Origin of the sequence: Pseudomonas sp. FP2254, from assembly GCF_030687695.1 — a bacterium.
GTDB lineage: Bacteria > Pseudomonadota > Gammaproteobacteria > Pseudomonadales > Pseudomonadaceae > Aquipseudomonas > Aquipseudomonas quebecensis.
Window position 1 is genome coordinate 5,214,009 of sequence record NZ_CP117444.1, and the last position, 25,812, is coordinate 5,239,820.

25 protein-coding genes and 1 pseudogene are annotated in these 25,812 nt (G+C 61.6%); 14 read left to right on the top strand and 12 right to left on the bottom strand.

Annotated elements, in window-relative coordinates; translation table 11 throughout:
* Positions 1 to 213: 213 nt before the first annotated feature.
* The 3 genes from PSH94_RS24065 to PSH94_RS24075 form a co-directional block, all read right to left on the bottom strand.
* The gene (locus PSH94_RS24065) at positions 214 to 633 is read right to left on the bottom strand and encodes a hypothetical protein (RefSeq protein ID WP_266247251.1); all 420 of its coding nucleotides are present in this window, start codon (positions 631 to 633) and stop codon (positions 214 to 216) included.
* Positions 611 to 994 carry a polymorphic toxin type 44 domain-containing protein gene (locus tag PSH94_RS24070; protein WP_253509697.1) on the bottom strand — a complete coding sequence of 128 codons (384 nt, stop codon included), beginning with the start codon at positions 992 to 994 and terminating at the stop codon, positions 611 to 613. The genes PSH94_RS24065 and PSH94_RS24070 overlap by 23 nt, the downstream gene beginning before the upstream one ends.
* Before the next feature lie 392 nt (positions 995 to 1,386).
* Positions 1,387 to 1,647, bottom strand: coding sequence for a DUF6124 family protein (locus tag PSH94_RS24075; protein ID WP_305435927.1), 261 nt, complete (start codon positions 1,645 to 1,647; stop codon positions 1,387 to 1,389).
* Positions 1,648 to 2,426: 779 nt separating this feature from the next.
* Here PSH94_RS24075 and PSH94_RS24080 point away from each other — a divergent pair.
* Positions 2,427 to 2,713, top strand: a pseudogene (locus tag PSH94_RS24080) (HigA family addiction module antitoxin).
* A 20-nt stretch (positions 2,714 to 2,733) separates the two neighbouring features.
* On the opposite strand, the gene PSH94_RS24085 reads toward PSH94_RS24080, so the two are convergent.
* Positions 2,734 to 3,369 (bottom strand): NBR1-Ig-like domain-containing protein, encoded by a 636-nt coding sequence (locus PSH94_RS24085; protein WP_253509699.1) that lies wholly within the window; start codon positions 3,367 to 3,369, stop codon positions 2,734 to 2,736.
* Between the two features lie 288 nt (positions 3,370 to 3,657).
* On the opposite strand from PSH94_RS24085, the gene PSH94_RS24090 reads away from it, so the two are divergent.
* On the top strand, positions 3,658 to 4,464 hold the full coding sequence (locus tag PSH94_RS24090) for a 2OG-Fe(II) oxygenase (RefSeq protein ID WP_305435928.1): 807 nt from the start codon (positions 3,658 to 3,660) through the stop codon (positions 4,462 to 4,464).
* 22 nt (positions 4,465 to 4,486) lie between these two features.
* Positions 4,487 to 5,122: a LysE/ArgO family amino acid transporter gene (locus tag PSH94_RS24095; RefSeq protein ID WP_181076553.1), complete on the top strand. Its 636-nt coding sequence runs from the start codon at positions 4,487 to 4,489 to the stop codon at positions 5,120 to 5,122.
* 55 nt (positions 5,123 to 5,177) lie between these two features.
* On the opposite strand, the gene PSH94_RS24100 is transcribed toward PSH94_RS24095, so the two are convergent.
* The 6 genes from PSH94_RS24100 to pilG are packed head-to-tail and all read right to left on the bottom strand — an operon-like array spanning position 5,178 to position 14,902.
* A complete protein-coding gene (locus tag PSH94_RS24100) occupies positions 5,178 to 5,633 on the bottom strand; it encodes a chemotaxis protein CheW (RefSeq protein ID WP_181076551.1) in 456 nt (151 codons plus the stop codon).
* Positions 5,626 to 11,445, bottom strand: a complete 5,820-nt coding sequence (locus tag PSH94_RS24105; protein WP_305435929.1) for an Hpt domain-containing protein — start codon at positions 11,443 to 11,445, stop codon at positions 5,626 to 5,628. The genes PSH94_RS24100 and PSH94_RS24105 overlap by 8 nt, the downstream gene beginning before the upstream one ends.
* A gap of 53 nt (positions 11,446 to 11,498) precedes the next feature.
* The gene (locus tag PSH94_RS24110) at positions 11,499 to 13,550 is read right to left on the bottom strand and encodes a methyl-accepting chemotaxis protein (protein ID WP_181076548.1); all 2,052 of its coding nucleotides are present in this window, start codon (positions 13,548 to 13,550) and stop codon (positions 11,499 to 11,501) included.
* The gene (locus tag PSH94_RS24115; RefSeq protein ID WP_181076547.1) at positions 13,547 to 14,071 is read right to left on the bottom strand and encodes a chemotaxis protein CheW; all 525 of its coding nucleotides are present in this window, start codon (positions 14,069 to 14,071) and stop codon (positions 13,547 to 13,549) included. The genes PSH94_RS24110 and PSH94_RS24115 overlap by 4 nt, the downstream gene beginning before the upstream one ends.
* Before the next feature lie 12 nt (positions 14,072 to 14,083).
* On the bottom strand, positions 14,084 to 14,449 hold the full coding sequence (gene pilH / locus PSH94_RS24120; protein WP_181076545.1) for a twitching motility response regulator PilH: 366 nt from the start codon (positions 14,447 to 14,449) through the stop codon (positions 14,084 to 14,086).
* Positions 14,450 to 14,494: 45 nt separating this feature from the next.
* Entirely contained in the window at positions 14,495 to 14,902 is a 408-nt protein-coding gene (gene pilG / locus PSH94_RS24125; protein WP_181076543.1) for a twitching motility response regulator PilG, read from the bottom strand.
* Positions 14,903 to 15,140: 238 nt separating this feature from the next.
* On the opposite strand from pilG, the gene gshB reads away from it, so the two are divergent.
* The 7 genes from gshB to PSH94_RS24160 all read left to right on the top strand — a co-directional run bounded on the left by gshB (position 15,141) and on the right by PSH94_RS24160 (position 21,067).
* On the top strand, positions 15,141 to 16,118 hold the full coding sequence (gene gshB, locus PSH94_RS24130) for a glutathione synthase (RefSeq protein WP_253509703.1): 978 nt from the start codon (positions 15,141 to 15,143) through the stop codon (positions 16,116 to 16,118).
* Between the two features lie 96 nt (positions 16,119 to 16,214).
* Positions 16,215 to 17,120 (top strand): energy transducer TonB, encoded by a 906-nt coding sequence (locus PSH94_RS24135; RefSeq protein WP_181076540.1) that lies wholly within the window; start codon positions 16,215 to 16,217, stop codon positions 17,118 to 17,120.
* A 54-nt stretch (positions 17,121 to 17,174) separates the two neighbouring features.
* Complete coding sequence (locus tag PSH94_RS24140; RefSeq protein WP_181076539.1) at positions 17,175 to 17,744, top strand: YqgE/AlgH family protein; 570 nt, start codon at positions 17,175 to 17,177, stop codon at positions 17,742 to 17,744.
* Entirely contained in the window at positions 17,744 to 18,181 is a 438-nt protein-coding gene (ruvX, locus tag PSH94_RS24145; RefSeq protein ID WP_003176676.1) for a Holliday junction resolvase RuvX, read from the top strand. The genes PSH94_RS24140 and ruvX overlap by 1 nt, the downstream gene beginning before the upstream one ends.
* Positions 18,182 to 18,263: 82 nt before the next feature.
* Positions 18,264 to 18,770: a bifunctional pyr operon transcriptional regulator/uracil phosphoribosyltransferase PyrR gene (gene pyrR / locus PSH94_RS24150; protein ID WP_181076537.1), complete on the top strand. Its 507-nt coding sequence runs from the start codon at positions 18,264 to 18,266 to the stop codon at positions 18,768 to 18,770.
* 24 nt (positions 18,771 to 18,794) lie between these two features.
* Positions 18,795 to 19,799, top strand: coding sequence for an aspartate carbamoyltransferase catalytic subunit (locus PSH94_RS24155; RefSeq protein ID WP_181076535.1), 1,005 nt, complete (start codon positions 18,795 to 18,797; stop codon positions 19,797 to 19,799).
* The gene (locus PSH94_RS24160) at positions 19,796 to 21,067 is read left to right on the top strand and encodes a dihydroorotase (protein WP_285428527.1); all 1,272 of its coding nucleotides are present in this window, start codon (positions 19,796 to 19,798) and stop codon (positions 21,065 to 21,067) included. Before PSH94_RS24155 ends, PSH94_RS24160 begins: the two co-directional genes overlap by 4 nt.
* 72 nt (positions 21,068 to 21,139) lie before the next feature.
* Here the strand turns inward: PSH94_RS24160 and PSH94_RS24165 are convergent, their stop codons facing one another.
* Entirely contained in the window at positions 21,140 to 21,568 is a 429-nt protein-coding gene (locus PSH94_RS24165) for a TM2 domain-containing protein (RefSeq protein ID WP_219855145.1), read from the bottom strand.
* A gap of 249 nt (positions 21,569 to 21,817) precedes the next feature.
* On the opposite strand from PSH94_RS24165, the gene PSH94_RS24170 reads away from it, so the two are divergent.
* A complete protein-coding gene (locus tag PSH94_RS24170) occupies positions 21,818 to 22,453 on the top strand; it encodes a C40 family peptidase (RefSeq protein ID WP_181076532.1) in 636 nt (211 codons plus the stop codon).
* Positions 22,454 to 22,513: 60 nt separating this feature from the next.
* Here PSH94_RS24170 and PSH94_RS24175 read toward each other — a convergent pair whose 3' ends face one another.
* Positions 22,514 to 23,548: a type IV pilus twitching motility protein PilT gene (locus PSH94_RS24175; protein WP_253509705.1), complete on the bottom strand. Its 1,035-nt coding sequence runs from the start codon at positions 23,546 to 23,548 to the stop codon at positions 22,514 to 22,516.
* Positions 23,549 to 23,605: 57 nt separating this feature from the next.
* On the opposite strand from PSH94_RS24175, the gene PSH94_RS24180 reads away from it, so the two are divergent.
* Genes PSH94_RS24180 through PSH94_RS24190 form a run of 3 tightly spaced genes read left to right on the top strand, consistent with a single transcriptional unit; the run spans position 23,606 to position 25,756 of the window.
* Positions 23,606 to 24,292, top strand: a complete 687-nt coding sequence (locus PSH94_RS24180; protein ID WP_181076529.1) for a YggS family pyridoxal phosphate-dependent enzyme — start codon at positions 23,606 to 23,608, stop codon at positions 24,290 to 24,292.
* A 33-nt stretch (positions 24,293 to 24,325) separates the two neighbouring features.
* Complete coding sequence (gene proC / locus PSH94_RS24185; protein WP_285428525.1) at positions 24,326 to 25,144, top strand: pyrroline-5-carboxylate reductase; 819 nt, start codon at positions 24,326 to 24,328, stop codon at positions 25,142 to 25,144.
* Positions 25,145 to 25,168: 24 nt separating this feature from the next.
* Positions 25,169 to 25,756: a YggT family protein gene (locus PSH94_RS24190; RefSeq protein ID WP_181076526.1), complete on the top strand. Its 588-nt coding sequence runs from the start codon at positions 25,169 to 25,171 to the stop codon at positions 25,754 to 25,756.
* Positions 25,757 to 25,812: the final 56 nt, after the last annotated feature.

A 25,812-nucleotide genomic window follows, 5' to 3' on the forward strand; every position in this document is an offset into this window, starting at 1 on the left:
CGGGACGCTCCGCGTCCCGCCAGACGCTGCAAATTTCGACTACTGCGCATAGGCAACGCGGAGCGTCACGGGCTGCATTCCCACGCGGGAGCGTGGGAACACGTCCGTGTCACCGTTTTTTGCGATGACGGACGAAGACTAGGCGCGCGGGCTGCACACGACACGTTCATGCACGGCCCAAAATCTTGCAGGAAAAATCCGAAGCCAGCAGGCCTACAGCCTCATGTCGATGCTCACAGCCCCCAAAGCGTCAAGCGGGTAGCTGCGGTACTCATAAACCTCCCCACGAACAATGAGGTGGAGGACTCCATCCACCTGGGTCACTTGGACATCAGGCTCCTTGGTTTTTAGAAATGGATGTGCCGACACCAATGACGTGAGTATTTCGTGATCATTACCCAGATTCTTATGGACGTAGTACCTGTAGGAAAAGCCCACCGTCGCACCACCCTGACTATTCCGCACGCCATAAATAGAGTTGCCGTTACTCAAGGAATACCTGAGTACTACCTCATCCAACTCCGGTGTACCGGGACTCATCAACCAACCAACGCCCAAGTACCCGAGACACACCACCAGCAACCCGTTGAGCAAGACCTGGACCGACCACTTAATACCCTTGAGCTCTGGCATATTCGATGCCCTCCTTGATCCAATGCTGGTCGCTATGGTCATCGCCATATGGCGCATCACCCCACCAATCTCCAAATTCCGTCCGAGAGGTACCCGCTGATTTTTGCGCAGCACCTGCCGCTCTAAGCAACACACCTTCGGGGATACCCAACACCGTTCCGGTAACCCCATAGTTGAAGTTACCAAACGCCTCGTACTCGCGACTTTTCTGTTTGTAATCCCAAGGGCCACGCCCTCTGACTTGTGAGTAAAACCATGAATAGGTGAACGCCGAACCAGGCTTCAAATGCATCCTGCGGTTGTTGGCCAGGGCGATATTGTCTTGCAGCGACACGCCTGGGGGCATTGGAGGGACAGCCATTTGCGAATCCTTCGCTGATGGGGTTGAGCGTCAAAAGCTAGCACTCAAAAATCAGCCAAAACTCGGGAAATGAACTTACAGAAACTTCAGACTACTTTTCGATCCACGTCTTACATCGGTTAGGAGCAAAGTAAGACTTTTTGGGGCCGGCGTGGCTACCGCACGGCTATGGCCGTCGATGTAAAGCGCCTACGACTTGTGGCAGGCCGAGCATCGGGAGCAGCCGATGATTGAGCTCTACAGATTGTGGGAGGGGCTTACCCCGATAGTGATGGTTCAGTAACAGTTACTGAGGCTGATACACCGCCATCGGGAGCAAGTGGAATCGTCGCACCGCCCCTCCCACATTTGCTCAGTGGTGTCTGTTAGATAGCGATCCCAAAAGGAAATGATCAGCCCCTGTTTGGAACCTTTTCCGGCGAAGGGCTTACCTGTTCCAGTGCTCTATCCACTAACAACTGCCCCAACTCGGCCATTTGCTGGATCCCGAGCATGATGGCGCGCAGGGAAGTGTCCAGGTCGAAGGCCAGGTTGCAGGTCAATGCGTTGAGGGAGGACAGCGTTTCGCTGGCGTTGACCAGCAGGGTTTCGGTGTTTTGGTGGGGGTTTACCGTGAAGAGGCTTGTGGGTGGATTGGGTGTAGGTTTGACCATGATTTACAACTCCGATATGTGATGGAGACTGCCCTTTTCCGCTTGCACGCGAATTAAGGTGGCAGCTGTGCGCAGGTGTGCAAGACCGGGCATATCGGACCCCGGCAGACCCCGAAAGGTCTCCCACGCACAGCCGCCATAACAAATACAGCAGGCATAAAAAACGCCCGCTGAATGGCTATGGGCGTTGGTGCGCCGACATGTAACCGGACTTGCACGTCCGTGTCACCGTTTTTTGCGATGAAGGGTCGAAGACTAGGCGCGCGGGCTGCACGCGACAAGTTCATGCACGGCCCAAAATCTTGCAGGAAAAATCCGAAGGCTGGTCACACCTCGCAAGCGCAAAGCGCTTTCTGTGGCGAGCGGGCTTGTCGAATCGTCGCACCGCCCGCGTTGGGCTGCGCAACAGCCCCAGCAAGATAAATGCGTTGCTTCAGGTAAACCGAGTTGGCAGGTTTTGGGGCTGCTGCGCAGCCCAACGCGGGGCAAGCCCTAATGCCGTTCAGTTAAGGCTTTTTGTAGGAGCGAGCTTGCTCGCGAAGAACTCAGGGCCACCGCGCTTATCGAGAATGAACGCGTTGCCTGGGCGTTTTTCGCGAGCAAGCTCGCTCCTACAGTGAATCACTTTCGCTTAACTGAACGGCATTAGGGCAAGCCCGCTCGCCACACAGAATATTCCGACAAGGATTTCAGGTTGTTGCTCGGGACTCGCCTCTCTAGCCTTTTTCGTCCAAATCCCACCAAGGGCAAACATGATGAGTCCGAACACTAAGCCCCATATAGCCATGCACAACCCACCTCACCCAGGCGAAATTCTGCTTGAGGATGTAGTCCCGGCCCTCGGTATTACCATCACCGAATTGCCAGACGCCATGGCTTCGCCCGCGAGACTTTTTCAAGGATCTTGCATGGCCACGCCCCCGTCAGCCCAGACCTTGCCGTCAGGTTGGAGCGAGCCGGCGTGAGTACTGCGCAGTTATGGTTGTCGATGCAAAGTGCCCACGACTTGTGGCAGGCCGAGCATCGGGAGCAGCCGATGATTGAGCGGTTTGCGCGGATTGACTAAGGAAAAAGCCAACCGGACGCTCAACGCGCCATGACGTTAACCACTACATGCAAAATGAACGCAGGCCCGTAACAGGGTTTCCCCTGCTCATCCTCGATTCTCCAGACTGAAGCCACCGTGCAGGTCTCTTTGGGTGCTGCAAACTCCACACTGATATGCACCGGCTGGCCCGGCAGCGTATCGGCAATAGGGAGCTCGCTGTGCAGGCTACGCAAATGAATATCCATCACAACCTCCAACTGGCCTTGTGGATCTGCGCGGCGGGCAATCACATATTCCCTATCAACACGCACCAGTCGTCGCCCTCGCCAAGGTCGTGTGCCCAGGTTCTGAATCTCCCAGGTTTTCTGAAAAACTTCCCCCGGCAACACGACGGCTTGATCAGGCGTCGTGACATCGGCATTGAACACCGCAACGTCCTCCGGATCATCAATACCTGCAGCCCGATTGGTGGTAGCCATTGAGCACGCATTAGCGGGCGCGCCTGTCAGGTCAGCGAAGTAGCGAAACAACAGCAAGGGAGAAACCTGCAATGCCTTCGCCAGCTTGATCAGCGTGCGTACCGATGGGTCCCTGGACGCTCCAGCCGCTAGACCGTACAGGTAAGTCCTGGAAATTCCTGCTTCCTTGGCCAGCGCAGTCAGCGGCTTGCCCAATTCGCGGCTGCGCCGTGCAACCAATGACCTGAGGGTATCTCGCGTTCTTATATTCATACGAAGTGTACGGTTCCCGTTTTTAGGTGAACGTCATTTCTTTGTCCGCCAAAAAAGACAACCTGTCCGCCGCCCCGTGTCTTGAACCATGCACACTCGCCACCTGCTGGCGATGTTGTGAAGGACATGGATGGCACCCTTTTAGCCGGTCATATCCAGTGTCGTAGTTTCTCGCATGCTTGCGAACCTAGTGTTTGTTGCATTCCTTTACATCTACCTTTGGATATAGCCATGAACCACATTAAAGCGTGCTGTGAATCCATTGCTCAAACAGGCTTCGGCACCCTGCAAATATCAGAAGCGATGCTGCTGGATTACAAAAAAATCGTTGATGGATACCCCGCAATATCACCAGCCACCAAAGCCTCGTTTTCCTTCGAAAAAGGCACCGATGGATTTTTCCCCTTTGGCGCTGAGTACTCGAGCCTTGAGGAGCAGCCAGACCTATGTGAGCGATTTTGTTACTGGCCTGCACATTCATTAAAACGAAGAGCCTTTGAATTCACACGAAGTGATTTTTTTGCCGCCGTCACAGCTTTTGAACAACAGATCAGCGAGCTTGCCCAGGGATTGATGGACGGAATTTGCGCGGAGTTTGGAGCCACTTCGTTGAACTCTTTGCGTGCAGCGTCCTATCTGCAACTGTGTGTCTATGGAGCTAATTCCGGGTCGGGTCAGCGCCAGTTTGCTCAGGATCCTCACGAGGATGGTCATCTGTTGTCATTTATCAAGCCTACTCGTGATGGCCTCGTTCTGGTTCGAGGCAGCTCGCTGGAGCCGGTGCGCCTCTTGGAGAACGAGGTAGCAATCTTGGCCGGATCGTTACTGACCGAGCTCTCGGATTGTGCGATTCCCGCTGCGTACCACGCGGTTCTGACGCCTCGGAGACCAATGCCGCGCAGCTCTCTCATTTACTTCGTCAACCCTGATTCGGAGCAGGAACTGACAAGCTTTTTCCGCCACCAGCCGATCGACTTGAAAAACGCCGCCAACACGCGCCATACCAGCTTCGGTAATCACCCCCTTCAATTGATCTGATACACAGGCGGCTGAGCGCTTCATGACTCCAGACTTCAACGCTTTTTATCTCGAAGGCCTGTTACTGGGCATCGGACTGTTCGCCGCTCCTGGACCGAAGGACACCCTGGTTATTCGCCAGGGTGTCAGTCGCAGCCCTGTCTGGGGGGTGGTGGCGGTATGCGTGTTCGCCGACATCATCCTCATCGCTCTTGGGGTCATGGGCTTGGGCTCGTTACTTGGCACAAAGCCAGGTTTAGTGGCGTTTCTGCTGCTGTCGGGAGCGGCCTACCTATTGTGGTTCGGCTGGCAGCGGTTATTGGCTTGTCTGCGTAACCAGTCGATGCCGGACACTCGAAGCAACCTCACCTCACAACGGGGATTGCTGCGCACAGCGGTGATACTTGGATTTGCCAATCCGTATGCTTGGCTGGATACCGTGGTGCTAATTGGCTCTATTGGCGCGGTAAAGCCCGTCAGCCAACAAGCGTTCTTTGCCGTCGGAGCAATGACTGCGTCGCTGGTGTGGTTTGTGGTTTTGGCGTTGGGATGCCAGAGGTTGACGGGGCTATTCCGTTCGGCAAAAGTCTGGCGTTTATTGGACGCGGGCGTGGTGATTTTGATGGTGTATCTGGCGGGTATGCTGATTGCTGATTTTCATCGGCTGCAGCGTCCCTGAACCGGAAAAGGCCCCTCATCATAGGACGCCTTTCATTTCTCAGAAAATGCGCAGCTCAGGCCAGGCCTGACTCGACCAGCAAGGCTTCCAGCCCCATCAAATCCGGCACCTTCGCCACATGCTCGCCCACCTGCACCGCTGCCAGCTCCAGCGGGCTGAGCGGCACGTCCACATAGCTCAGCTCGCTGTCGAGCTTGTACGACCGCGGAATCCCCTGGATCACCAGTGCGACGAACTTCAAGGTCGGCCGCCCACCCAGTGCGTTCAGCACCACGATGCGCGAGCGTTCGCCGACGACAATAGCTTCGCCGCAGGCGGCTTCAAAGCTGATCAGGGGGATTTGCCGGTCACGCCAGGTGACTTGCCGCAAATACCACGGCGGCGCATCACTGGCCGGTTCGCCGCGCTGAAAATCGATCAGCTCGGCCACGGCCACGTTGGGCAGTATCAGGTGCCGGTCAGCCAGGGGCAGAAGCAGGCCGGTGACCTGGCTGGCGCGATGGTCAAGCATGGGACTTGCTCCAGTAAGCGATGCTTTCGAGCAGCACCGACTCCTGGTACGGCTTGCCCAGGTAATCGTTGACGCCGATGGCCATGGCGCGGTCGCGGTGTTTCTGGCCGGTGCGAGAGGTGATCATGATGATCGGCAGGCGCATCAGCCGCGGGTCGTTACGCACCTGAATCGCAACTTCAAAGCCGTCCATGCGCGGCATTTCTATGTCCAGCAACATCAGGTCCGGGGTGTGTTCCTCAAGCACGGCCAGGGCGTCAATGCCGTCCTTGGCGGTGAGTACGTTCATGCCGTTGCGCTCCAGCAGGCGGCTGGTAACTTTGCGCACCGTCACCGAGTCGTCGACCACCAACACCAGCAGCGGGCGCTTTTTCAGGGGATCGTTGAGGATCAGCGGCGCGTGGCTCGCCTGGGCCGGCAATGCCGCTGGCCGGGCGCGGATATGGGCCAGCAGGTCGATGATCAGCACCACGCGACCGTCTCCGAGAATGGTCGCCCCCGAGACGCCTTTTACCCCGGCAAATTGCGGGCCCAAGCCCTTGACCACAATCTCACGCGTGCCGGCCATGGCGTCCACATGCACCGCCACATGCCGCTCATTGCACTGCACCAGCAGCACCGGCACGGGCTGGTACTGGCCCAGCAGTTTCGGGCGCGCGACGGTGTGCAGCAGGTCGCCCAAGTAGAACAGCTCATAGCGCTGGCCAGCATACTCGTAGCACGGCGGGTCCTGCTGATAGTGGCCCGCCAGTTCATGGGGCAGCACACGCACCAGGCCCTCAATGGTGTTGAGCGGGATCGCGTACTGCTCGTCCGCGCACTGCACCATCAACGCACGATTGACCGACACGGTGAAAGGCAGGCGGATGCGGAAATGCACGCCCTGCCCCGGCGTCGAGTCGATCACCATCGAACCGCCGAGCTGGCGCACTTCTTCATGCACCACGTCCATGCCCACGCCGCGCCCGGAAATCTGGGTGATTTTTTCCGCAGTGGAGAAGCCCGGTTGCAGGATGAACTGCAGCACGTCACGGTCGCTGATCTCTTGCTGAGGACTGAGCAGGCCGCGCTTGATCGCCTTGCGCCGCACCGCGTCCAGCGGCACGCCGGCACCGTCGTCGCGCATGTCGAAGACGATATCGCCGCCTTCATGAGTCAGGTCGAGGGTGATGCGGCCCTTTTCCGGCTTGCCGGCGGCCAGGCGCACCTCCCGGGACTCCAGGCCGTGGTCGACGGCGTTGCGCAACATATGCTCCAACGGCGCTACCATGCGCTCCAGCACGTTGCGGTCCATTTCGCCCTCGGCATTGCCGACGATGAACTCGACATCCTTGCCCAGCTCACTCGCCACCTGCCGCACGATACGTTTGAGCCGTGGCAGCATGCGTTCGAACGGCACCATGCGGGTACGCATCAGGCCTTCCTGCAACTCGGTGTTGATGCGCGCCTGCTGCTGCAACAGGTTGTGCGCGTCCTGGTTACGCCGTTCCAGGGTTTCCTTGAGGTCCAGCAGGTCCGAGGCCGACTCGAACAGCGCGCGGGACAATTGCTGCAGTTGCGAATGACGGTCCATTTCCAGCGGGTCGAATTCTTCGTAGCCCAGGCGCTCGGCCTCGACTTGCTGGCGACTGAGAATGCGGCCCTGGGTTTCGGTGTCCAGGCGGCGCAACTGATCGCGCATGCGCTCAATGGTGGTTTCCACCTCGTTGAGGGCGACGCTGGCATCGTTGACCTGCTGCTCGATCCGCCCTCGGAAGATCGAGGTTTCGCCGGCCAGATTGACCAGGTCATCAAGCAGATCCGCCGAGATTTTTACCGTATCGGCGGCCGGGTCCACCGCCGCCTCGGCCTTGCCCGTCGGCAACGCCACCGGCACCAGCGGCTCGTCGCTGGGGTGCACCAGGCTCTTGATGCGCTCGATCAGTTTGTCCACCGAGCCCACCGGCAAGCCGTCGGCCACCGCGTCGATCATCTGTGCCAGGCGATCGTGACAACCTTGCAGCAGCGCGAACAGCTCCGGGCTTGCAACCAGTTGGCCGGCGGACAGCCCTTCGTAGAGAAACTCCAGTTCATGGGCCAGGTCGCCAATCGGACCGATCTCGACCATGCGCGCGCCACCCTTGAGGGTGTGCAGGTCGCGCAGCAGGGTTTCGACCTCCTGGCGATTGCTCGGCTCGGCCTGCCAGCGCAGCAGCGCGGCGCCGGAGCTGTCGAGGATGTCGGCGGCTTCTTCGAGAAAGATCTCCAGCAACTCAGGGTCGGCACTCGACGCGTCGCTCGCCGGCGTGGCGGCTGCCGGGGCGCCGTTGTGGCGCAGCGCCCGGATTTTGGCCACCAGCTCCGTGCTGTCGCTCAGGGCCTGATGCTGGTGCAGCTCTTCCAGCTGCAGCGCCAGCCGTTCATGGCTGGCCATCAACACCTGGGACAGTTCGTTGGAGTAGTTGTAGCGACGGTCGACCAGGCCTTCGTAAAGGCCTTCCAGTTCATGGGCCAGGTCGGCTACCGGCGCGATCTCGGCCATGCGCGCGCCGCCCTTGAGGGTGTGCAGGTCGCGCTGCAACGACGACAACGGCGCCATGCTCTCGGGCTCCAGCAACCAGCGCTTGAGGGATTGCCCGGCACTGTCGAGGATATCGACCGCTTCTTCCAGGAAAATCTCGACGATCTCATCGTCCACGGTGGTGGCGTGTTCCAACTGTCGCGTAGCCGCGCCCAGTTCGGCAATGTTCGGCGCGCGGTCGCCCTGGCGTGTGATCAGGCCGGTGGCCGAGGGGTCGAGGGCTTCATCCAACAGCTCGCGCAAGGCCTGTACACGAGCCGGCGCGGGGCTGATCTCCTGGCCGGCGGCGAGTTGGTCGAGCATGTTGATCAGCGCTTCATGGGCCTGTTCGGCCTCCTGGAAAAACCGCTCGCTGACCGCCAGGCTGCTTTCTTCCACGGCGCCGTACAGGTCGAGCAAGGCTTCGCAAAGCTCGTCGATGGCATGCAGGTCGGCGTGATGCGCGCCTTCGCCGAGGGTGGTCAGCTCATCCAGCAGCGCGGTGAGTTCCTGGCGCTCGCCGGGATGTTGCTGCCAGCGGCGCAGCAGGCTTTCGGCATCGAGCAGGATGTCCATGCCCTGGGCCAGGAAATCGGCGATCAGGTGCGGGTTGCGCTTGATGCGCAGGCCACTGCTGGGCGCGTCGAGCAACGCCTGGAGCTGACGCTCGAGCAGCTGTTGGGTACGTGCAATCAGGTCCGCCGCGCCCGAGATCGGTGCAAGGGGGTCGCTGTCCAACTGACGCAACCCTCGCTGGAACAGGCCTTCGGCTTCCAGCAGCAGCTCCACTTCATCCAGGTCCAGCGGCAGGCGGTGAGCCTTGTACTCGCGAGTCAGGTGATCCAGCGGCCGCGCCAGTTCGGCGATGGGCGATACGCCGGCCATGTAGGCGCTGCCCTTGAGGGTGTGCAGGGCCCGTTGCAGTTCATCGCTGACTTGCAGCGGCACATGCTCGGCGGCCTGTTCCAGGAAGCGGTTGAGGCTGTCGAGGTGGCTCAGGGCTTCGTTGCGAAAGATCTCCAGCAGCAGCGGGTCATGGGGCTCGGCGGCCGTCACGGCGACACCACTGGCCAACCCATGGGCACGGGCGGCCAGGGCGTCGACTTCATCGCGCTGGCGCTGGGCGCCCTGGGCAAAATCGGCGATCAATTCCGGCAACAGTGCCACGGCTTCATCCAGCACCTGTTGCACCTGCGGGCCCAGGGTCACGCTGCGTTCGAGCACGCGGTTCAGCAGGTTCTCCACGGCCCAGGCCAGTTCCGCCAGCACCAGGGCGCGCACCATGCGGCCGCTGCCTTTGAGGGTGTGAAACGCGCGGCGCATCTCGCCTTGGGCGTTTTTGTCCGCGCTGTTGGGCAGATAGCGGTGCAGCACCTCGAGGACTTCGTCGGTCTCTTCGAGAAACACCTCGCGCAACTCATCGTCGACCGGCGCTTCATCGGCCGGCGGCGGCAACAGGCTGCCGGGGCGCTGCAAGGCCGGCGGGTTGAGGCGCGACGTGGGGCTGGCCAATGCGTCGAATTGGGATTGGCTGGGCGCAGCCTCGGTAGAGAGTGCACCGTCCGGCGCGGCCAGGGCTTGGCGCCAGGGTTTTTCCGCCGGCAGGTAGCCGAGCGCGGCCAGCCCCTGGGTGGCCAATTCCAGCACCCGTTCGCCGGCGGCATCCGGGTCCTGGAGCATGCGTTCGAGGTAATACTCCAGGCTGCTGATTACGTCGGCGAAGTGCGCCAATTGCGTCTCGCTCGGCGGTTGTTCGTCGACCATCAACTGCGCATCGACGTAATCGGTGCAACCGCGCATCAGGCTGGCCGCCCGGGGCAGAGGGATCATGGCCAGCGCGCCGCGCACCTGGCTCAGCAGTTCCGGCAGGGATTCCAGGCGTTGGCGGTCCCAGTCGGCCTCGATGCAGTCGATCACCAATTCTTTGGCCTGGCGCAGGCACTGGCAGGATTCGCGCAGCACCAATTGGTGAATCTGGGTCAGGTCGGTGGTGGGCAGGCGGCTTTCTTCGCGGCTCTCCGGCTCGACGGTGCCTGCCATGCCCGCCAGCGTGGCTTCGACGTAAAGGAGCGCGCCGGCCACATCCATCAGCACCGCATCGTCCGGTTCGCGATGGCCTTGGGCCAGGCTCAGCACCACGGCGAGCTGGTCGATGATCACTTTGCGCGGCTGGCCGAAGCCGAGCACCGCCAGCGTATCGGCGATCTGTCGCAACGGTGCCAGCAGCGCGTCAAGGTCGCTGGCGTGCTGGCGGTCGCTGCGCACGAACAGGTCCAGGCGCTCCTTGACCCGCACCAGCTCCTCGCACAACGCACCGAGTACCGAGCCCATCGCATTGCGATCCGGCCCGGCCATGCGCGCGCGCTCGGCATCCACCACGGCGCTGTCGGGCAAGGCATCGTCCAGGCCGTAGCGTTCTTTCAAGCTTTGCATGCGGGGCGTCGGGCGGGTGACTTTGGCGACGTAGAACAGCAGGCTCTTGAGCAGGTCATCCGGCGCCGACTGGTTGATGCCCTCGATGCCCTGGGCCAGCAGGCGCTTGAGCTGCCTGTCGCTGGCCTTGAGCAGGCTGCGCAGCGCCGGGCTGTTGGCGATCACGCCCGTGAGCATGCCCTCGACCAGCGCCGAGGCCACTTGCCACAATGGCAACAGAGGTGCGCCCTGGCACAGCGCTTCCAGACGCGCGAACACCCGCGCCATGTCTTCCAGGTTGCTCGGGCCGTGATCTTCGCGCAGCAACCCGGCCAGCGCCTGTTGCAGCAGTTGGTGCCATTGGCGCAGGTGTTCGTGAAGGTCCGGCCCTGCGCGCCGGGCCAGGGCCTCGTCGGGCAACGGCGCAATCGACAGCAGTTGCGGGCTGAACAGGCTGGTTTCCGACAGCAGGCTTTCACCGCGGGCGCTGCGCAGGTCGTTGAGCAGCGGCAGGACGACCAGCGGCAAGTCACGGCGAGCGCTGTGCACGCGGTCGAGGTACAGCGGCAACTGGCCAAAGGCCTGTTGCAGCAGGCGGATGCCCTCATCGCGCTGGCCGACCTGCCCGTCGCGCAGGGCCATCACCAATGCCTCGATCTCCTCAGCCAGCAGCGCCGCGCCGTAGAACTCGACCATCTGCAGCGCGCCGTGCACCTGGTGGATGCCGGCCAGGCATTCGTCGATCACATCGCCGTCGGCGGTTTCGACGTAAGCGTCCAGCGCCGAACGGGCGTGTTGCAGGGTCTCGGCAATGTCGTCCTTGACCCATTCGAGGGCCACGTAGTCGTGCCGATCAACCATAACTGCTCCGCTTTGAATTCATGGATTGCTGGTGTTCTTGAAACCTGTACCTGTCAACTGTCGACCTGTTTGGGCGGCGGCAGGGTGAAACCCGACACCGACCGGCGCAACTGGCTCGCCATCTTCGCCAGGTTGCCGATGCTTTCGGCGGTAGCGGTGGAACCCGACGAGGTCTGCGTGGTGATCTGCTGGATCACGTTCATGGTCAGGGAGATCTGCCCCGCCGACGAGGTCTGCTGCTGCGCCGCGTTGGAGATGCTCTGGATCAACGCCGCCAGGGTTTTCGACACGCCCTCGATCTCTTCCAGCGCCACCCCGGCGTCCTGCGCCAACCGCGCGCCGCGCACCACTTCGGTGGTGGTCTGCTCCATGGAGATCACGGCTTCGTTGGTATCGGCCTGGATCGCCCGCACCAGGGTTTCAATCTGCCGGGTTGCCGCCGATGAACGCTCGGCCAGGCGTTGCACTTCATCGGCCACCACGGCGAACCCGCGCCCGGCGTCGCCGGCCATGCTGGCCTGGATTGCCGCATTGAGGGCGAGGATGTTGGTTTGATCGGCAATGTCGTCGATCAGGCTGACGATATCGCCGATCTCCTGTGAGGACTCGCCCAGGCGTTTGATGCGCTTGGCGGTGTCCTGGATCTGCTCGCGAATGTTGTCCATGCCATGGATGGTGTTATGCACCACCTCGTTGCCCTTGTTGGCGATTTCCACCGAGCGCTCGGCCACCGCGGAGGATTCGGCGGCGTTGGCCGACACCTGGTCGATGGACTGGGCCATCTGGTTGATCGCGGTGGACGCTTCGGCGATCTGCTGGGCCTGGTGCTCGGACGCTTGTGCCAGGTGCATGGCGGTGGCCTGGGTTTCCTGCACTGCACCGGCCACTTGCCCGGCGGTGAGATTGATGGTGGCCACCAGATCGCGCAGTTGGTCCACCGAATAGTTGATGGAGTCGGCGATGGTGCCGGTGAAATCCTCTGTGACCGAGGCGGTCACGGTGAGGTCGCCGTCGGCGAGGTCTTCGATTTCGTCGAGCAGGCGCATGATCGCGTTCTGATTGCGCTCGTTTTTCTCGGCGGTTTCGTGTAACTGGCGGTTGGTCTCACGCACCATCACCAAGCCGATCAGGATGATCGAGGTCAACGCCAGCAGGCCCAGTACGTAGCCGCCGATGGTGTCGAAACTGCGCCCGCCGGCCAGATTTTCAAAGCCGCTGGCAAGGCGCGAGGCTTCATCGAGCAGGGTCTGGGAGAGGTTGAAAATATTGCTCGCCGAGGCGCGCACCTGAAACAACTGGGGCGAGGTTTCCAGGATTTCATCCACCGAGCCGGAAACGAATTCGAACAGCTCGGCGATTTCCGCCAGCCGTGCGCGGGCATCGCGGTCTTCGACCTGAGTGATGCGCAGCCCCGGGTTGCCGTTGAGCATGCCATTGAGCACCTGGCCGAAGCGGTTGGCATCGCGACCGAAGGCATCGGCAGCCTGCACGGCGGTTTCGTCGCCGGCAAGCACGGTATTGACCGCGCCCAGGATGCGCTCGGCGAGCAACGATTGGCGCTGGGCCAAGGCTACCTGGCTGGCCGGCGCGCCGCGCTGAAGCAGGATATCGACGACTTTTTCCGATTCCATCTGCAATTGCGGCACGGTTTCGGCGAGGGTCGCCGCCACTTGGTGCAGGGACAGCACCGTTTGTTCGCTGGCCAGGATCGCGTCGGTGTTTTTCAGCAAGGCTTCCCAGTCGGTCTGCACCGCGCGCATTTCGCCGCGCACGGCGCTGGGGGCGGCGGGCAGGCCGGTTTGCGGGTCGCCTTTTTTCAGGTAGCCCCAGCGCTGGGCAAAGTCGTTGCGCGCTTCGCCCAGCAGCTTGAACGCGGCGGCCTTGCCGGCGGCGGCTTCGGTGGCGTTCTTGGCGATACGTTGGGACAGCACGCGCAATTCACCGGCGTGGCCGATGTACTGCTTGTCGTAAGTGGATTGGGTATTGAGGTAGGCGAAGTTGGCGAACAACAACATGATGAACACGATCAGCGCGATAAACAGCACGATGATCTGTGAGCGGCTGCGCGAGCCGGCCTGGGGTTTGGGCGGGGTCACGGTGGTCATGCGGCGACATCCATGAAGCCCGGCGCCTGGGCCAGGGCGAAGGGGCTGAAGACCTGCCAGAGCGGCTCGCCGTCAAATCGGCCCTGGATAAACGGCGCGCCTGGCTGGGCGCTGGCCAATAAAGCGTCTTGCGCGAAATGCTGCATGCCCACCACCTCGTCCACCAGCAACCCGACAAACAGGTCATTGAATTCCACCACCAGCACCCGCCGTTGCTTGCGCGCCTTGGACAGCGCCTCGCCGAGGAACCCGCCGAGGTCCATCACCGGCAACAACCGCCCACGCAGATTCGCCACGCCTCGCACCCAGGTCTTGACTCCGGGCATTAACGTGCAGCGCGGCTCATGCAGGACTTCGGCGACTTCCCCCATCGGCGCCACAAACCAGTGCGCGCCCACCCGAAAGCCAATCCCGCTCCAGCGCTGCAAGCCGGCATCCTGGGACGGCAGGTCGGCGGCCAACAGGCGACAGCGGCGGTCGATGTCCAGCAACAGCTCGAAGGCGGTCTGCGACTCGGTCATGATGGCGTGCCGTCAGCCGGCCAGCACCTTGTTCAGGGTGGCGATCAGGGTTTCTTCGTCCACCGGCTTGGTCAGGTAATCCTTGGCACCCTGGCGCGCGCCCCAGATCTTGTCGGTGTCCTGGTCCTTGGTGGTGATGATGATGATCGGGATACCGTTGGTTTCCGGCTCCTTGGACAGCTGGCGGGTGGCCTGGAAGCCATTGAGGCCCGGCATTACGATGTCCATCAGCACGGCGTCGGGTTTTTCCTGACGGGCCAGGGCCACGCCGTCCGCGCCGTTTTCGGCTTTGAGCACTTCGTGCCCGTGCTTTTCCAGCATGCCGGTGAGTTTGTACATTTCGGTCGGCGAATCGTCGACGATCAGAACACGTGCCATGGTTTTCCCCACTACATTGGTCGGCGCCGGCGTTGTGAAGCGGCGTCAGTGTGCTTGTTCCACTGCGGCGAACCCCGGCACGTAGGCCTTGATCGCACCCAGCAGTTCTTCCTTGCTGAAAGGCTTGGTCAAAAACTGGTCGACCCCCACGATGCGCCCCTTGGCTTTATCGAACAGGCCGTCCTTGGATGACAGCATGATCACCGGGATCGCCTTGAACGCCGGGTTGTTCTTCACCAGGGCGCAGGTCTGATAGCCATCCAGGCGCGGCATCATGATGTCGACAAAGATAATGTGCGGGTGATGATCCACAATCCGCGCCAGGGCATCGAAACCGTCGATGGCCGTGATGACGTCGCACCCCGCGTTTTTCAACAGCGTCTCGGCGGTACGGCGGATCGTCTTCGAATCGTCGATCACCATCACCCTCAAGGCGTTGGAATGCTGTTCCATATCTGCTCTACCATCGCCACAGCGAATCGGTTTTCGGTGTGTACTGCCTGATGTTGCACAGGATGAGCGCCGCGGGCCTTGGAATTCACGGCCTGCTGCGTCGTGGCAGCCTTTTTAGCACAGTCTCGGGGAGCAATCTATCGAGGCACCCGCCAGGTGGTTTTTCCTTGACCCACAACAGCGTCAGCGCCACTCTGACGCCACTTTTATGCGCCCAATTTGCCAGAGGAAATCCCCCATGAGCGTTCGCGTCGGCATTGTCATGGACCCTATCGCCAGCATTTCCTATAAAAAGGACAGCTCGCTGGCCATGCTCCTGGCCGCCCAGGCCCGTGGCTGGACCCTGTTCTATATGGAGCAGCGCGACCTGTACCAGGGCGAGGGCCAGGCCCGTGCGCGCATGCGCCCGCTGCAAGTGTTCGCCAACCCCGAAAAATGGTTTGAACTGCAGGATGAAATCGACAGCCCCCTGAGCGATCTGGACGTGATCCTGATGCGCAAGGACCCGCCGTTCGACATGGAGTTCGTCTACTCCACGTACCTGCTGGAGCAGGCTGAGCGCGACGGCGTATTGATCGTCAACAAGCCGCAGAGCCTGCGCGACTGCAATGAAAAGCTGTTCGCCACCCTCTTCCCGCAATGCACCCCGCCCACCGTGGTCAGCCGCCGCGCCGATGTGCTGCGTGAATTCGCCGCCAAACACGGTGACGTGATCCTTAAACCGTTGGACGGCATGGGCGGCACCTCGATCTTCCGCCACCGCGCCGGCGACCCCAACCTGTCGGTGATCCTGGAAACCCTGACCGTGCTGGGCAGCCAGCAAATCATGGGCCAGGCCTATCTGCCGGCAATCAAGGACGGCGACAAGCGCATCCTGATGATCGACGGCGAACCGGTGGATTATTGCCTGGCGCGCATCCCGGCCGCCGGTGAGACCCGAGGCAATCTGGCCGCCGGCGGGCGCGGTGAGGCACGCCCGCTGTCGGACAAAGACCGCTGGATCGCCGCGCAGGTCGGCCCGACGCTGCGGGAAAAAGGCCTGCTGTTTGTCGGTCTGGACGTGATCGGCGAGCATCTCACTGAAATCAACGTGACCAGCCCGACATGCATCCGCGAGATCGATAACGCATTTGGCACGAACATCGGCGAAATGTTGATGGCCGCGATAGACGCGAAGCTGCAGGTGACAAGCTCCAAGCGGCAAGTTCAAGGCTGACCGCGCCAAAGCTTGCAGCTTGTAACTTGTCGCATGAAGCTAAAAACCAACATTGCGTTATCATGCCGAACCTCGAAATACGCGATGTTGGTTTTTATGTCCCTCCCGTCCGAGCTGCCCCCCGAACTCTCCCACAGCGGCGTGCGCCCGGCTGATCGGCTCGGTTTTACCCTGTTCCTGGCAGCGTTGATTCACCTGGCCGTCATCCTCGGCGTGGGCTTTACCATGGTCGAGCCCAAGCAGATCACCAAGACCCTGGAAATCACCCTCGCCACCTTCAAAAGCGAAAAGAAGCCTGAAAAGGCCGACTTTCTCGCGCAGGATAATCAGCAAGGCAGCGGCACGCTGGACAAGAAAGCGGTCCCCAAGACCACTGAAGTGGCGCCCTTCCAGGACAACAAGGTCAATAAAGTCACGCCGCCGCCGGCGCCCAAGCCGGAGGTCAAGCAGGCCGCGCCAAAAGCCGCTGTGACCACCGTGGCGCCCAAGCCGCAGAAAGCCCCGACCCAGCGCGAGAAGACCAAGACCGAGCCGCAGCCCGAGCCGGTAAAACCGGCGCCGACGTTCGACAGCTCGCAACTGTCCGACGAGATCTCCAGCCTGGAAGCCGAACTGGCCAACGAACAACAGCTGTACGCCAAGCGCCCGCGCATCTACCGCCTGAACGCGGCCTCGACCATGCGTGATAAAGGCGCCTGGTATAAGGACGAATGGCGCAAGAAAGTCGAGCGCATCGGCAATCTTAACTATCCCGAAGAAGCTCGCCGCCAGCAGATCTACGGCAATCTGCGCCTATTGGTGTCGATCAACCGCGACGGCACGCTGTATGAAGTGCAGGTGCTGGAATCTTCCGGGCAGCCGCTGCTGGACCAGGCCGCCCAGCGCATCGTGCGCCTGGCGGCGCCGTTTGCACCGTTCACCGGGGACTTGAATGATGTGGACCGCCTGGAAATCATCCGCACCTGGAAATTCGCCAAGGGCGATCGACTCTCCAGCAACTGATCGGCGATCAAACCTGGCTTGTCAGTTCGCCCCCGCGCCGCCACACTAGCGGGCATGAAAAATGTCAGCCCGACCTACCTCAAGCACCAATTCCTGATCGCCATGCCCCACATGGCCGACCCGAACTTTGCGCACACCTTGACCTACATCGTCGAGCACACGGCCAATGGTGCCATGGGGCTGATCGTGAACCGCCCGCAGGAGCTGAACCTGGCCGATATCCTCGAGCAACTGCGCCCCGAAGTTGACCCGCCGGCACGTTGCCAGGGCGTGCCGATCTACATTGGCGGCCCGGTACAGACCGATCGCGGCTTCGTATTGCACCCTACCGGGCCAACGTTCCAGGCCACGGTGGACCTGGACGGTGTGTCGCTGTCCACTTCCCAGGACGTGTTGTTCGCCATCGCCGACGGCGTGGGCCCCGAGCAAAGCGTCATCACCCTGGGTTATGCCGGCTGGGAAGCCGGACAACTGGAAGCCGAGCTGGCCGGCAATGCCTGGCTGACCTGCCCGTTTGACCCCGACATTCTGTTCAGCACCGCCAGCGAACTGCGCCTGGACGCGGCGGCGGCAAAGCTTGGGGTCAACCTCAGCCTGCTGACCAGTCAGGCGGGGCACGCCTGATGGCTTTGCGCTTGATCCTCGGTTTTGACTACGGCACCAAGCAGATCGGCGTGGCGGTCGGCCAGGTTATCACCGGCCAGGCCCGCGAGCTGTGCACCCTCAAGGCCCAGAACGGCATCCCGGACTGGAATCAGGTCGAAGCCCTGATCAAGGAATGGAAACCCGACGCGGTCGTCGTCGGCCTGCCCCTGAATATGGACGGCACGCCCAGCGACATGTGCCTGCGCGCCGAGAAGTTCGCGCGCCGCCTCAATGGCCGCTACAACATCCCCTTCTATACCCATGACGAGCGCCTGACCACCTTCGAAGCCAAGGGTGAACGCCGTGACCGTGGCGGGCAGAAGGGCAGCTACCGCGACAACCCCGTGGATGCCATCGCCGCCGCCCTGCTGTTGCAGGGTTGGCTGGATGAAAACACGGCTTTATTTGAATCCTGACTGACGCGGCTTGCCGCGTCTTTTTACGTTTGAGCCCGACCCCTGCCGCCACCTCGAGGCGCAAGGCCTAGAAGGAGCCACCATGAGCCTGCCCAATCCCGCCGAACTGATCAGCCAGATGGCAATACGCCTCAAGGCGCACCTGGAACACCGCGGCATCAACGAACCGCGCTTTATCGGCATCCGCACCGGTGGCGTATGGGTCGCCCAGGCGTTGCTCGAAGCACTGGGCAGCGAGTCGCCGCTCGGCACGCTGGATGTGTCCTTCTACCGCGACGACTTCAGCCAGAACGGCCTGCACCCGCAAGTCCGCCCATCCGCCCTGCCCTTTGAAATCGAAGGCCAGCACCTGGTGCTGATCGACGACGTACTGATGAGCGGGCGCACCATTCGCGCGGCCATGAATGAACTGTTCGACTACGGCCGCCCGGCCAGCGTGACCCTGGTGTGCCTGCTGGACCTGGACGCCGGCGAATTACCGATCAGCCCCGATGTGGTCGGCGCCACCCTGTCGCTGCAAGCCCATCAGCGGGTAAAATTGTCCGGTCCCACGCCGCTCGAACTCGAACTGCAAGACCTCGCCCCTTAAACCGCCTTGTAAAGAGTCCCCGCGATGACGCCTCTAGATGCCAAGCGCCCGCTGCAGCTCAATGCTCAGGGTCAGTTGCAACACTTCTTGTCCCTCGACGGTTTGCCCCGCGAACTGCTCACCGAAATCCTCGACACCGCTGACTCGTTCCTCGAAGTCGGCGGCCGGGCAGTGAAGAAAGTCCCGCTGCTGCGCGGCAAAACCATCTGCAACGTGTTCTTCGAGAACTCCACGCGCACCCGCACCACCTTTGAACTGGCGGCCCAGCGGCTGTCGGCCGACGTGATTACGCTGAACGTTTCCACCTCGTCGGCGAGCAAGGGCGAAACCCTGCTCGACACCCTGCGCAACCTGGAAGCCATGGCCGCCGACATGTTCGTGGTGCGCCACGGCGACTCCGGCGCCGCGCATTTCATCGCCGAGCACGTGTGCCCGCAGGTGGCGATCATCAACGGCGGCGACGGCCGCCACGCCCACCCGACCCAGGGCATGCTCGACATGCTCACCATTCGCCGGCACAAGGGCAGCTTTGAAAACCTCTCGGTGGCCATCGTCGGCGACATCCTGCACTCGCGGGTGGCGCGCTCGAACATGCTGGCCCTGAAGACCCTGGGCTGCCCGGATATTCGCGTGATCGCACCGAAAACCCTGCTGCCCATCGGTATCGAGCAGTACGGCGTGAAGGTCTACACCGATATGACCGAAGGCCTCAAGGATGTGGACGTGGTGATCATGCTGCGCCTGCAGCGCGAGCGCATGGCCGGTGGCCTGCTGCCGAGCGAAGGCGAGTTCTACCGCCTGTTCGGCCTGACCACCACACGCCTGGCCGGCGCCAAGCCGGATGCCATCGTGATGCACCCGGGGCCGATCAACCGTGGGGTGGAAATTGAATCGGCGGTGGCCGACGGCAACCAGTCTGTAATTCTCAACCAGGTGACCTACGGCATCGCCGTGCGCATGGCGGTCTTGTCCATGGCCATGAGCGGGCAAACCGCGCAACGTCAATTCGAGCAGGAGAACGCCCAGTGAAGCTCAGCATTCTCGGCGCCCGAGTCATCGATCCGGCCAGCGGCCTGGATCAAATCACCGATCTTCATGTGGAAGCCGGCAAGATCATCGCCATCGGCGCCGCGCCTGCCGGTTTCAGCGCCAGCGAACGCATCGACGCCAAGGGCCTGGTAGCCGCGCCAGGTCTGGTGGACCTGAGCGTCGCCCTGCGCGAGCCGGGTTACAGCCGCAAAGGCAGCATCGCCAGCGAAACACGCGCCGCCGCCGCCGGAGGCGTGACCAGCCTGTGCTGTCCGCCGCATACCAAGCCGATCCTCGATACCTCGGCGGTGACCGAACTGATCCTCGACCGCGCCCGCGAAGCCGGCAATTGCAAAGTGTTCCCCATCGGCGCCCTGAGCAAAGGTCTGGACGGCGAGCAACTGGCGGAGCTGATCGCCCTGCGCGATGCCGGTTGCGTGGCGTTCGGCAACGGCCTGGAAAGTTTCCGCAGCACCCGCACGCTGTGCCGCGCACTGGAGTACGCGGCCACTTTCGACCTGACGGTGATCTTCCACTCCCAGGACCGCGACCTGGCCGAAGGCGGCCTGGCCCATGAAGGCGCCGTGGCCAGTTTCCTCGGGCTGCCGGGCATCCCGGAAACCGCCGAAACCGTGGCCCTGGCCCGCGACCTGTTGCTGGTGGAACAAAGCGGCGTGCGCGCGCACTTCAGCCAGCTGACCAGCGCCCGGGGCGTGGCCCTGATCGCTCAGGCCCAGGCCCGCGGCCTGCCGGTCACGGCGGATGTGGCGCTGTATCAGTTGATCCTGACGGACGAGGCGCTGATCGACTTCTCCAGCCTGTACCACGTACAGCCGCCCCTGCGCACCTTGGCAGACCGGGAAGGTTTGCGCGCGGCGGTGAAATCGGGCGTGGTTTCGGCGATTTCCAGCCATCACCAACCCCACGAGCGCGATGCCAAGCTCGCGCCCTTCGGTGCGACCGAGCCTGGCATCAGCAGCGTCGAGCTGTTATTGCCACTGGCGATGACATTGGTGGAAGAAGGCTTGCTGGACCTGCCGACGCTGCTGGCGCGCTTGAGCAGCGGCCCTGCCGAGGCGTTGCGTCTGCCGGCTGGCAAGTTGGCGGTGGGGGCGGCGGCGGATCTGGTGCTGTTTGATCCGGCCAGCTCTACCCTCGCCGGGGAACACTGGCTGTCCAAGGGCGAAAACTGCCCGTTCATCGGCCATAGCCTGCCGGCGAGCGTGCGCTACACCTTGGTGGATGGGCGCATCAGCTACCAGGCCTAAACGGTCGCGGGGAAAAGGTGTGGGGAGGGAACTTACCCCTCCCACACTCAGCTTTCTATTCAGCCAGAGATATCAACGCCCGTTATTGCGCTCGGCATTGCGGATGGAAATCTGAGTGTTCAACGTCAGAAAGTCATACAGCACTCCCACCAGAAACAAGCCGCCGGTCAGCAGGTAAATCAGCCCGGTGATCCATTTGCCCTGATACATGCGGTGCACGCCGAACACCCCTAGGAACGTCAACAGAATCCATGCCAGGTTGTATTCGATGGGCCCGGCGGTAAAGCGCAGGTCTGCCTGGCGGTCCATGGCCGGGATCAGGAACAGGTCGATCAGCCAACCGATACCCAGCAAGCCGAAGGTAAAAAACCAGATCGTGCCGGTGACCGGTTTACCGTAATAAAAGCGATGCGCGCCGGTAAAACCGAAAATCCACAGCAGGTAACCGATCACCTTGCTGTGGGTGTCTTGCTGCGGGCCAATCTGTTGATAGGTGTTCATCGCGTACCTCTTTTGCCTCGATAGATAAATTTTTTCACTTTCTTTGTGACTTTTTTACAGGCGCCCGACGTACGGCGAGTGGTATCTTCCCTGCCCTGAAAGCCTTATGCCACCTGCCTTGTGTAGGACAATTGCGGCGATTTGTCGCGTTTTCCTGAATTTGACCCCAAGGTTCAGTCGACAAACGGCCTGAGAACGACATCAAAAGCTGTTATAAAGTTGCGCGCAAACCCACAAGAGCCACGCCTAATGCGACCATTTTTCAAGACATGGCTAACCATTTGCCTATTAATGCCACTGGCCGCCCACGCCACCAATCGTGAGCAACGACTTCCAAACGTCAACGGTTTCACCCCTAAAGTCCACAGCACGCCGAGCACCGCCAAAGCCTCCAAGCCGACCGTCAACCGTCCGACTCAACTGAGCAAGGCCCACGGTAAAGCGACCCCGGGCCTGATGGCCGTTAACACCAAGCAGAGCAGCAACGTGCTCAGCCGCGCGGTGAATGTGCTCGGTACGCCTTATCGTTGGGGCGGCAGCAGCCCAAGTAAAGGGTTCGACTGCAGTGGCTTGGTGAAATATGCCTTTAACGATGTAAAAGCGGTGGATTTGCCACGCACCTCCAACGCCATGGCTGCCGGTCACGGTTTGAAGGTTGACCGCAAAGACCTGAAACCGGGCGACCTGCTGTTCTTCAAGTTGAAGAGCCGCCAGGTCAACCATGTTGCCATCTACCTGGGCAACGACCGTTTTATCCACGCACCACGACGTGGCAAGTCGGTGAGCATCGACACGCTGAAAAAGCCGTTCTGGGACAAGAACTACGTAATTGCCAAGCGGGTTCTGCCGAAAGAGCAGAACACTATGCGGGTAGTACAACGCTGATCTGAAGCTCGAATGCGGTCGAGTGTGGGAGGGGCAAGCCCCTCCCACATTTAAGCCTGCTTATATATCCCCAGGCACCCTCGCCTTTTCCCGCGCCTCTTCCCGGCTGATCACGCCCTGCGCGACCAGCGCCTTCAAACTCATATCCAGTGTCTTCATCCCCAGCGCGCCCCCCGTCTGCATCGCCGAGACCATCTGAGCCACTTTGTCTTCACGGATCAGATTACGAATTGCCGGTGTGCCCAGCATGATTTCATGGGCCGCCGCACGCCCGCCGCCGAGCTTCTTCACCAGCACCTGGGACACCACGGCTTGCAGCGACTCCGACAGCATCGAACGCACCATGGCCTTTTCGCCTGCGGGGAACACATCGACCAGGCGATCTATGGTTTTCGCCGCCGAGGTGGTGTGCAAGGTGCCGAACACCAGGTGCCCGGTCTCCGCTGCGGTCAATGCCAGGCGGATGGTTTCCAGATCGCGCAGCTCGCCGACCAGGATTACATCGGGGTCTTCGCGCAATGCCGAGCGCAGCGCTACCGAAAAACTGTGCGTATCACGGTGCACCTGGCGTTGATTGATCAGGGCGACTTTCGGCGTGTGGATAAATTCGATGGGGTCTTCCAACGTGAGGATGTGCTGGCGCCGGTGCTGGTTGAGGTAGTCGATCATCGCCGCCAGGGTGGTGGACTTGCCTGAACCGGTAGGCCCGGTCACCAGCACCAGGCCGCGCGGTAACCGGGCGATACGTTGGAATACATCGCCCAGGCCCAGCCTCTCCAAACTCAGGACCTCCGTCGGGATGGTGCGAAACACTGCGCCCATGCCGCGATCCTGCTGGAACACGTTAGCCCGGAACCGTGCCACATCGGGCAGCTCGAAGGAAAAATCAGTTTCAAGAGACGTTTCGAAATCCTTTTGTTGGTGCTCGTTAAGCAACGGGCTCAGCAAATCTGCAACTTGCCGGGCTGAAAGTACGGGCCAATCCAGGGGCCAAACCTCGCCATCGATCCTTAACATTGGCACCAGGCCTGCCGAGAGATGCAGGTCGGAGGCGCCTCGGCGCACGCTGACCGTCAGCAATTGAGCGATATCCATAGGGCTTTCCATTTCCAGTAGAATGCCGCGGACTCCATATCCACGGGCGCAACTTGAATGTCGACGATAGCAGACAACCTCGGCCTGGTTAGCCAGCGCATCCGCGCCGCGGCCGCCGCCGCGCAACGTGACCCCGACAGCGTCCACCTGCTGGCCGTGAGCAAGACCAAACCCGCGCAAGCCGTGCGCGAAGCTTATGCCGCCGGCCTGCGTGACGTTGGCGAGAACTATCTGCAGGAAGCCTTGAGCAAACAGGCCGAATTGACCGACCTGCCCTTGAGTTGGCACTTCATCGGCCCCATTCAATCGAACAAGACTCGTGCGATCGCCGAGCACTTCGCCTGGGTGCATTCCGTGGACCGCTTGAAAATTGCACAACGCCTGTCCGAGCAACGCCCGGCCGAGCTGCCGCCGTTGAATATTTGCATTCAGGTCAACGTCAGCGGCGAAGCCAGCAAGTCCGGCTGTACGCCCGCCGACCTGCCGGCCCTGGCCAACGCCATCATTGCCCTGCCGCGCCTGTCGCTGCGCGGCTTAATGGCGATCCCGGAGCCGACCGACGATCGTGCCGCGCAAGACGCCGCGTTTGCCACGGTACGCGACCTGCAGGCCAGCCTGAACCTGGCGCTCGACACACTTTCCATGGGCATGAGCCACGACCTTGAATCGGCCATCGCCCAAGGCGCTACCTGGGTGCGGATCGGTACCGCTCTGTTTGGCGCCCGCGACTACGGCCAGCCTTGAAATGGCTGACTTCTCTTTGAGTAAGGACCTGTCATGAGTAACACGCGTATTGCCTTTATCGGCGCCGGTAACATGGCGGCCAGCCTGATCGGCGGCCTGCGGGCCAAGGGCCTGGAGCCGGCCCTGATCCGAGCCAGCGACCCGGGCGCCGACACCCGAGCCCGCATCAGTGCCGAACACGGCATCGAGACCTTCGCCGACAACGCCGAGGCCATCCAGGGCGTCGATGTGGTCGTACTGGCGGTCAAGCCACAGGCCATGAAAGCGGTGTGCGAAAGCCTGCGCGCCCATCTGCAGCCGCATCAACTGGTGGTATCCATCGCCGCCGGCATCACCTGCGCCAGCATGCACAACTGGCTGGGCGCGCAGCCGATCGTGCGCTGCATGCCCAACACCCCGGCGTTGGTGCGCCAGGGCGTGAGCGGTTTGTACGCCACCGCCCAGGTGAGCGCCGAACAACGCGACCAGGCGCAGGAGCTGCTGTCCGCCGTGGGTATCGCCCTGTGGCTGGAACAGGAGCAGCAACTGGATGCGGTGACCGCCGTGTCCGGCAGCGGCCCGGCGTACTTCTTCCTGCTGATCGAAGCCATGACCGCCGCCGGTGTGAAACTGGGCCTGCCCAAGGACGTTGCCGAACAACTGGCCGAGCAGACCGCACTGGGCGCCGCGCATATGGCGGTGTCCAGCGATGCAGACGCCGCAGAGCTGCGCCGCCGCGTGACCTCGCCGGGTGGCACCACCCAGGCCGCCATCGAATCGTTCCAGGCCGGAGGCTTCGAAGCCCTGGTGGAAAAAGCGCTGGGTGCCGCGGCACACCGTTCGGCCGAGCTGGCCGAGCAACTGGGCAAATAATCGTCTCCTACGAAGGAATACATGATGCTTGGACTCAATGACGCCCTGATCTTCATCATCCAGACCCTCGGCAGCCTGTATCTGCTGATCGTGCTGATGCGTTTTATCCTGCAACTGGTGCGGGCGAACTTCTACAACCCGCTGTGCCAGTTCGTGGTCAAGGCCACCCAGCCGTTGCTCAAGCCACTGCGCCGAGTGATCCCGAGCCTGTTCGGGCTGGACATGTCGTCGCTGGTACTGGCCCTGCTGCTGCAGATCCTGCTGTTCGTGGTCGTGCTGTCGCTCAACGGCTACCAGGCCTTCACCGTGCTGCTGTTGCCTTGGGCGCTGATCGGCATCTTTTCGCTGTTCCTGAAGATTATCTTCTGGTCGATGATCATCAGCGTGATCCTGTCGTGGGTCGCCCCCGGCAGCCGCAGCCCGGGCGCCGAGCTGGTCTACCAGATCACCGAACCGGTGCTGGCGCCGTTCCGTCGCCTGATTCCCAACCTGGGCGGCCTGGATATTTCGCCGATCTTCGCGTTTATCGCCATCCAGCTGCTGCAGAGCTGGGTGATTCCGCGCCTGGCGTTCTACGCGTTCATGCCTAAAGAGCTGTTTGGCCTGATCTGACACGGTTGCAAGGAAGGAGGGATCACCCCTCCCTTCCACATTTTGCCTCCCCAGAG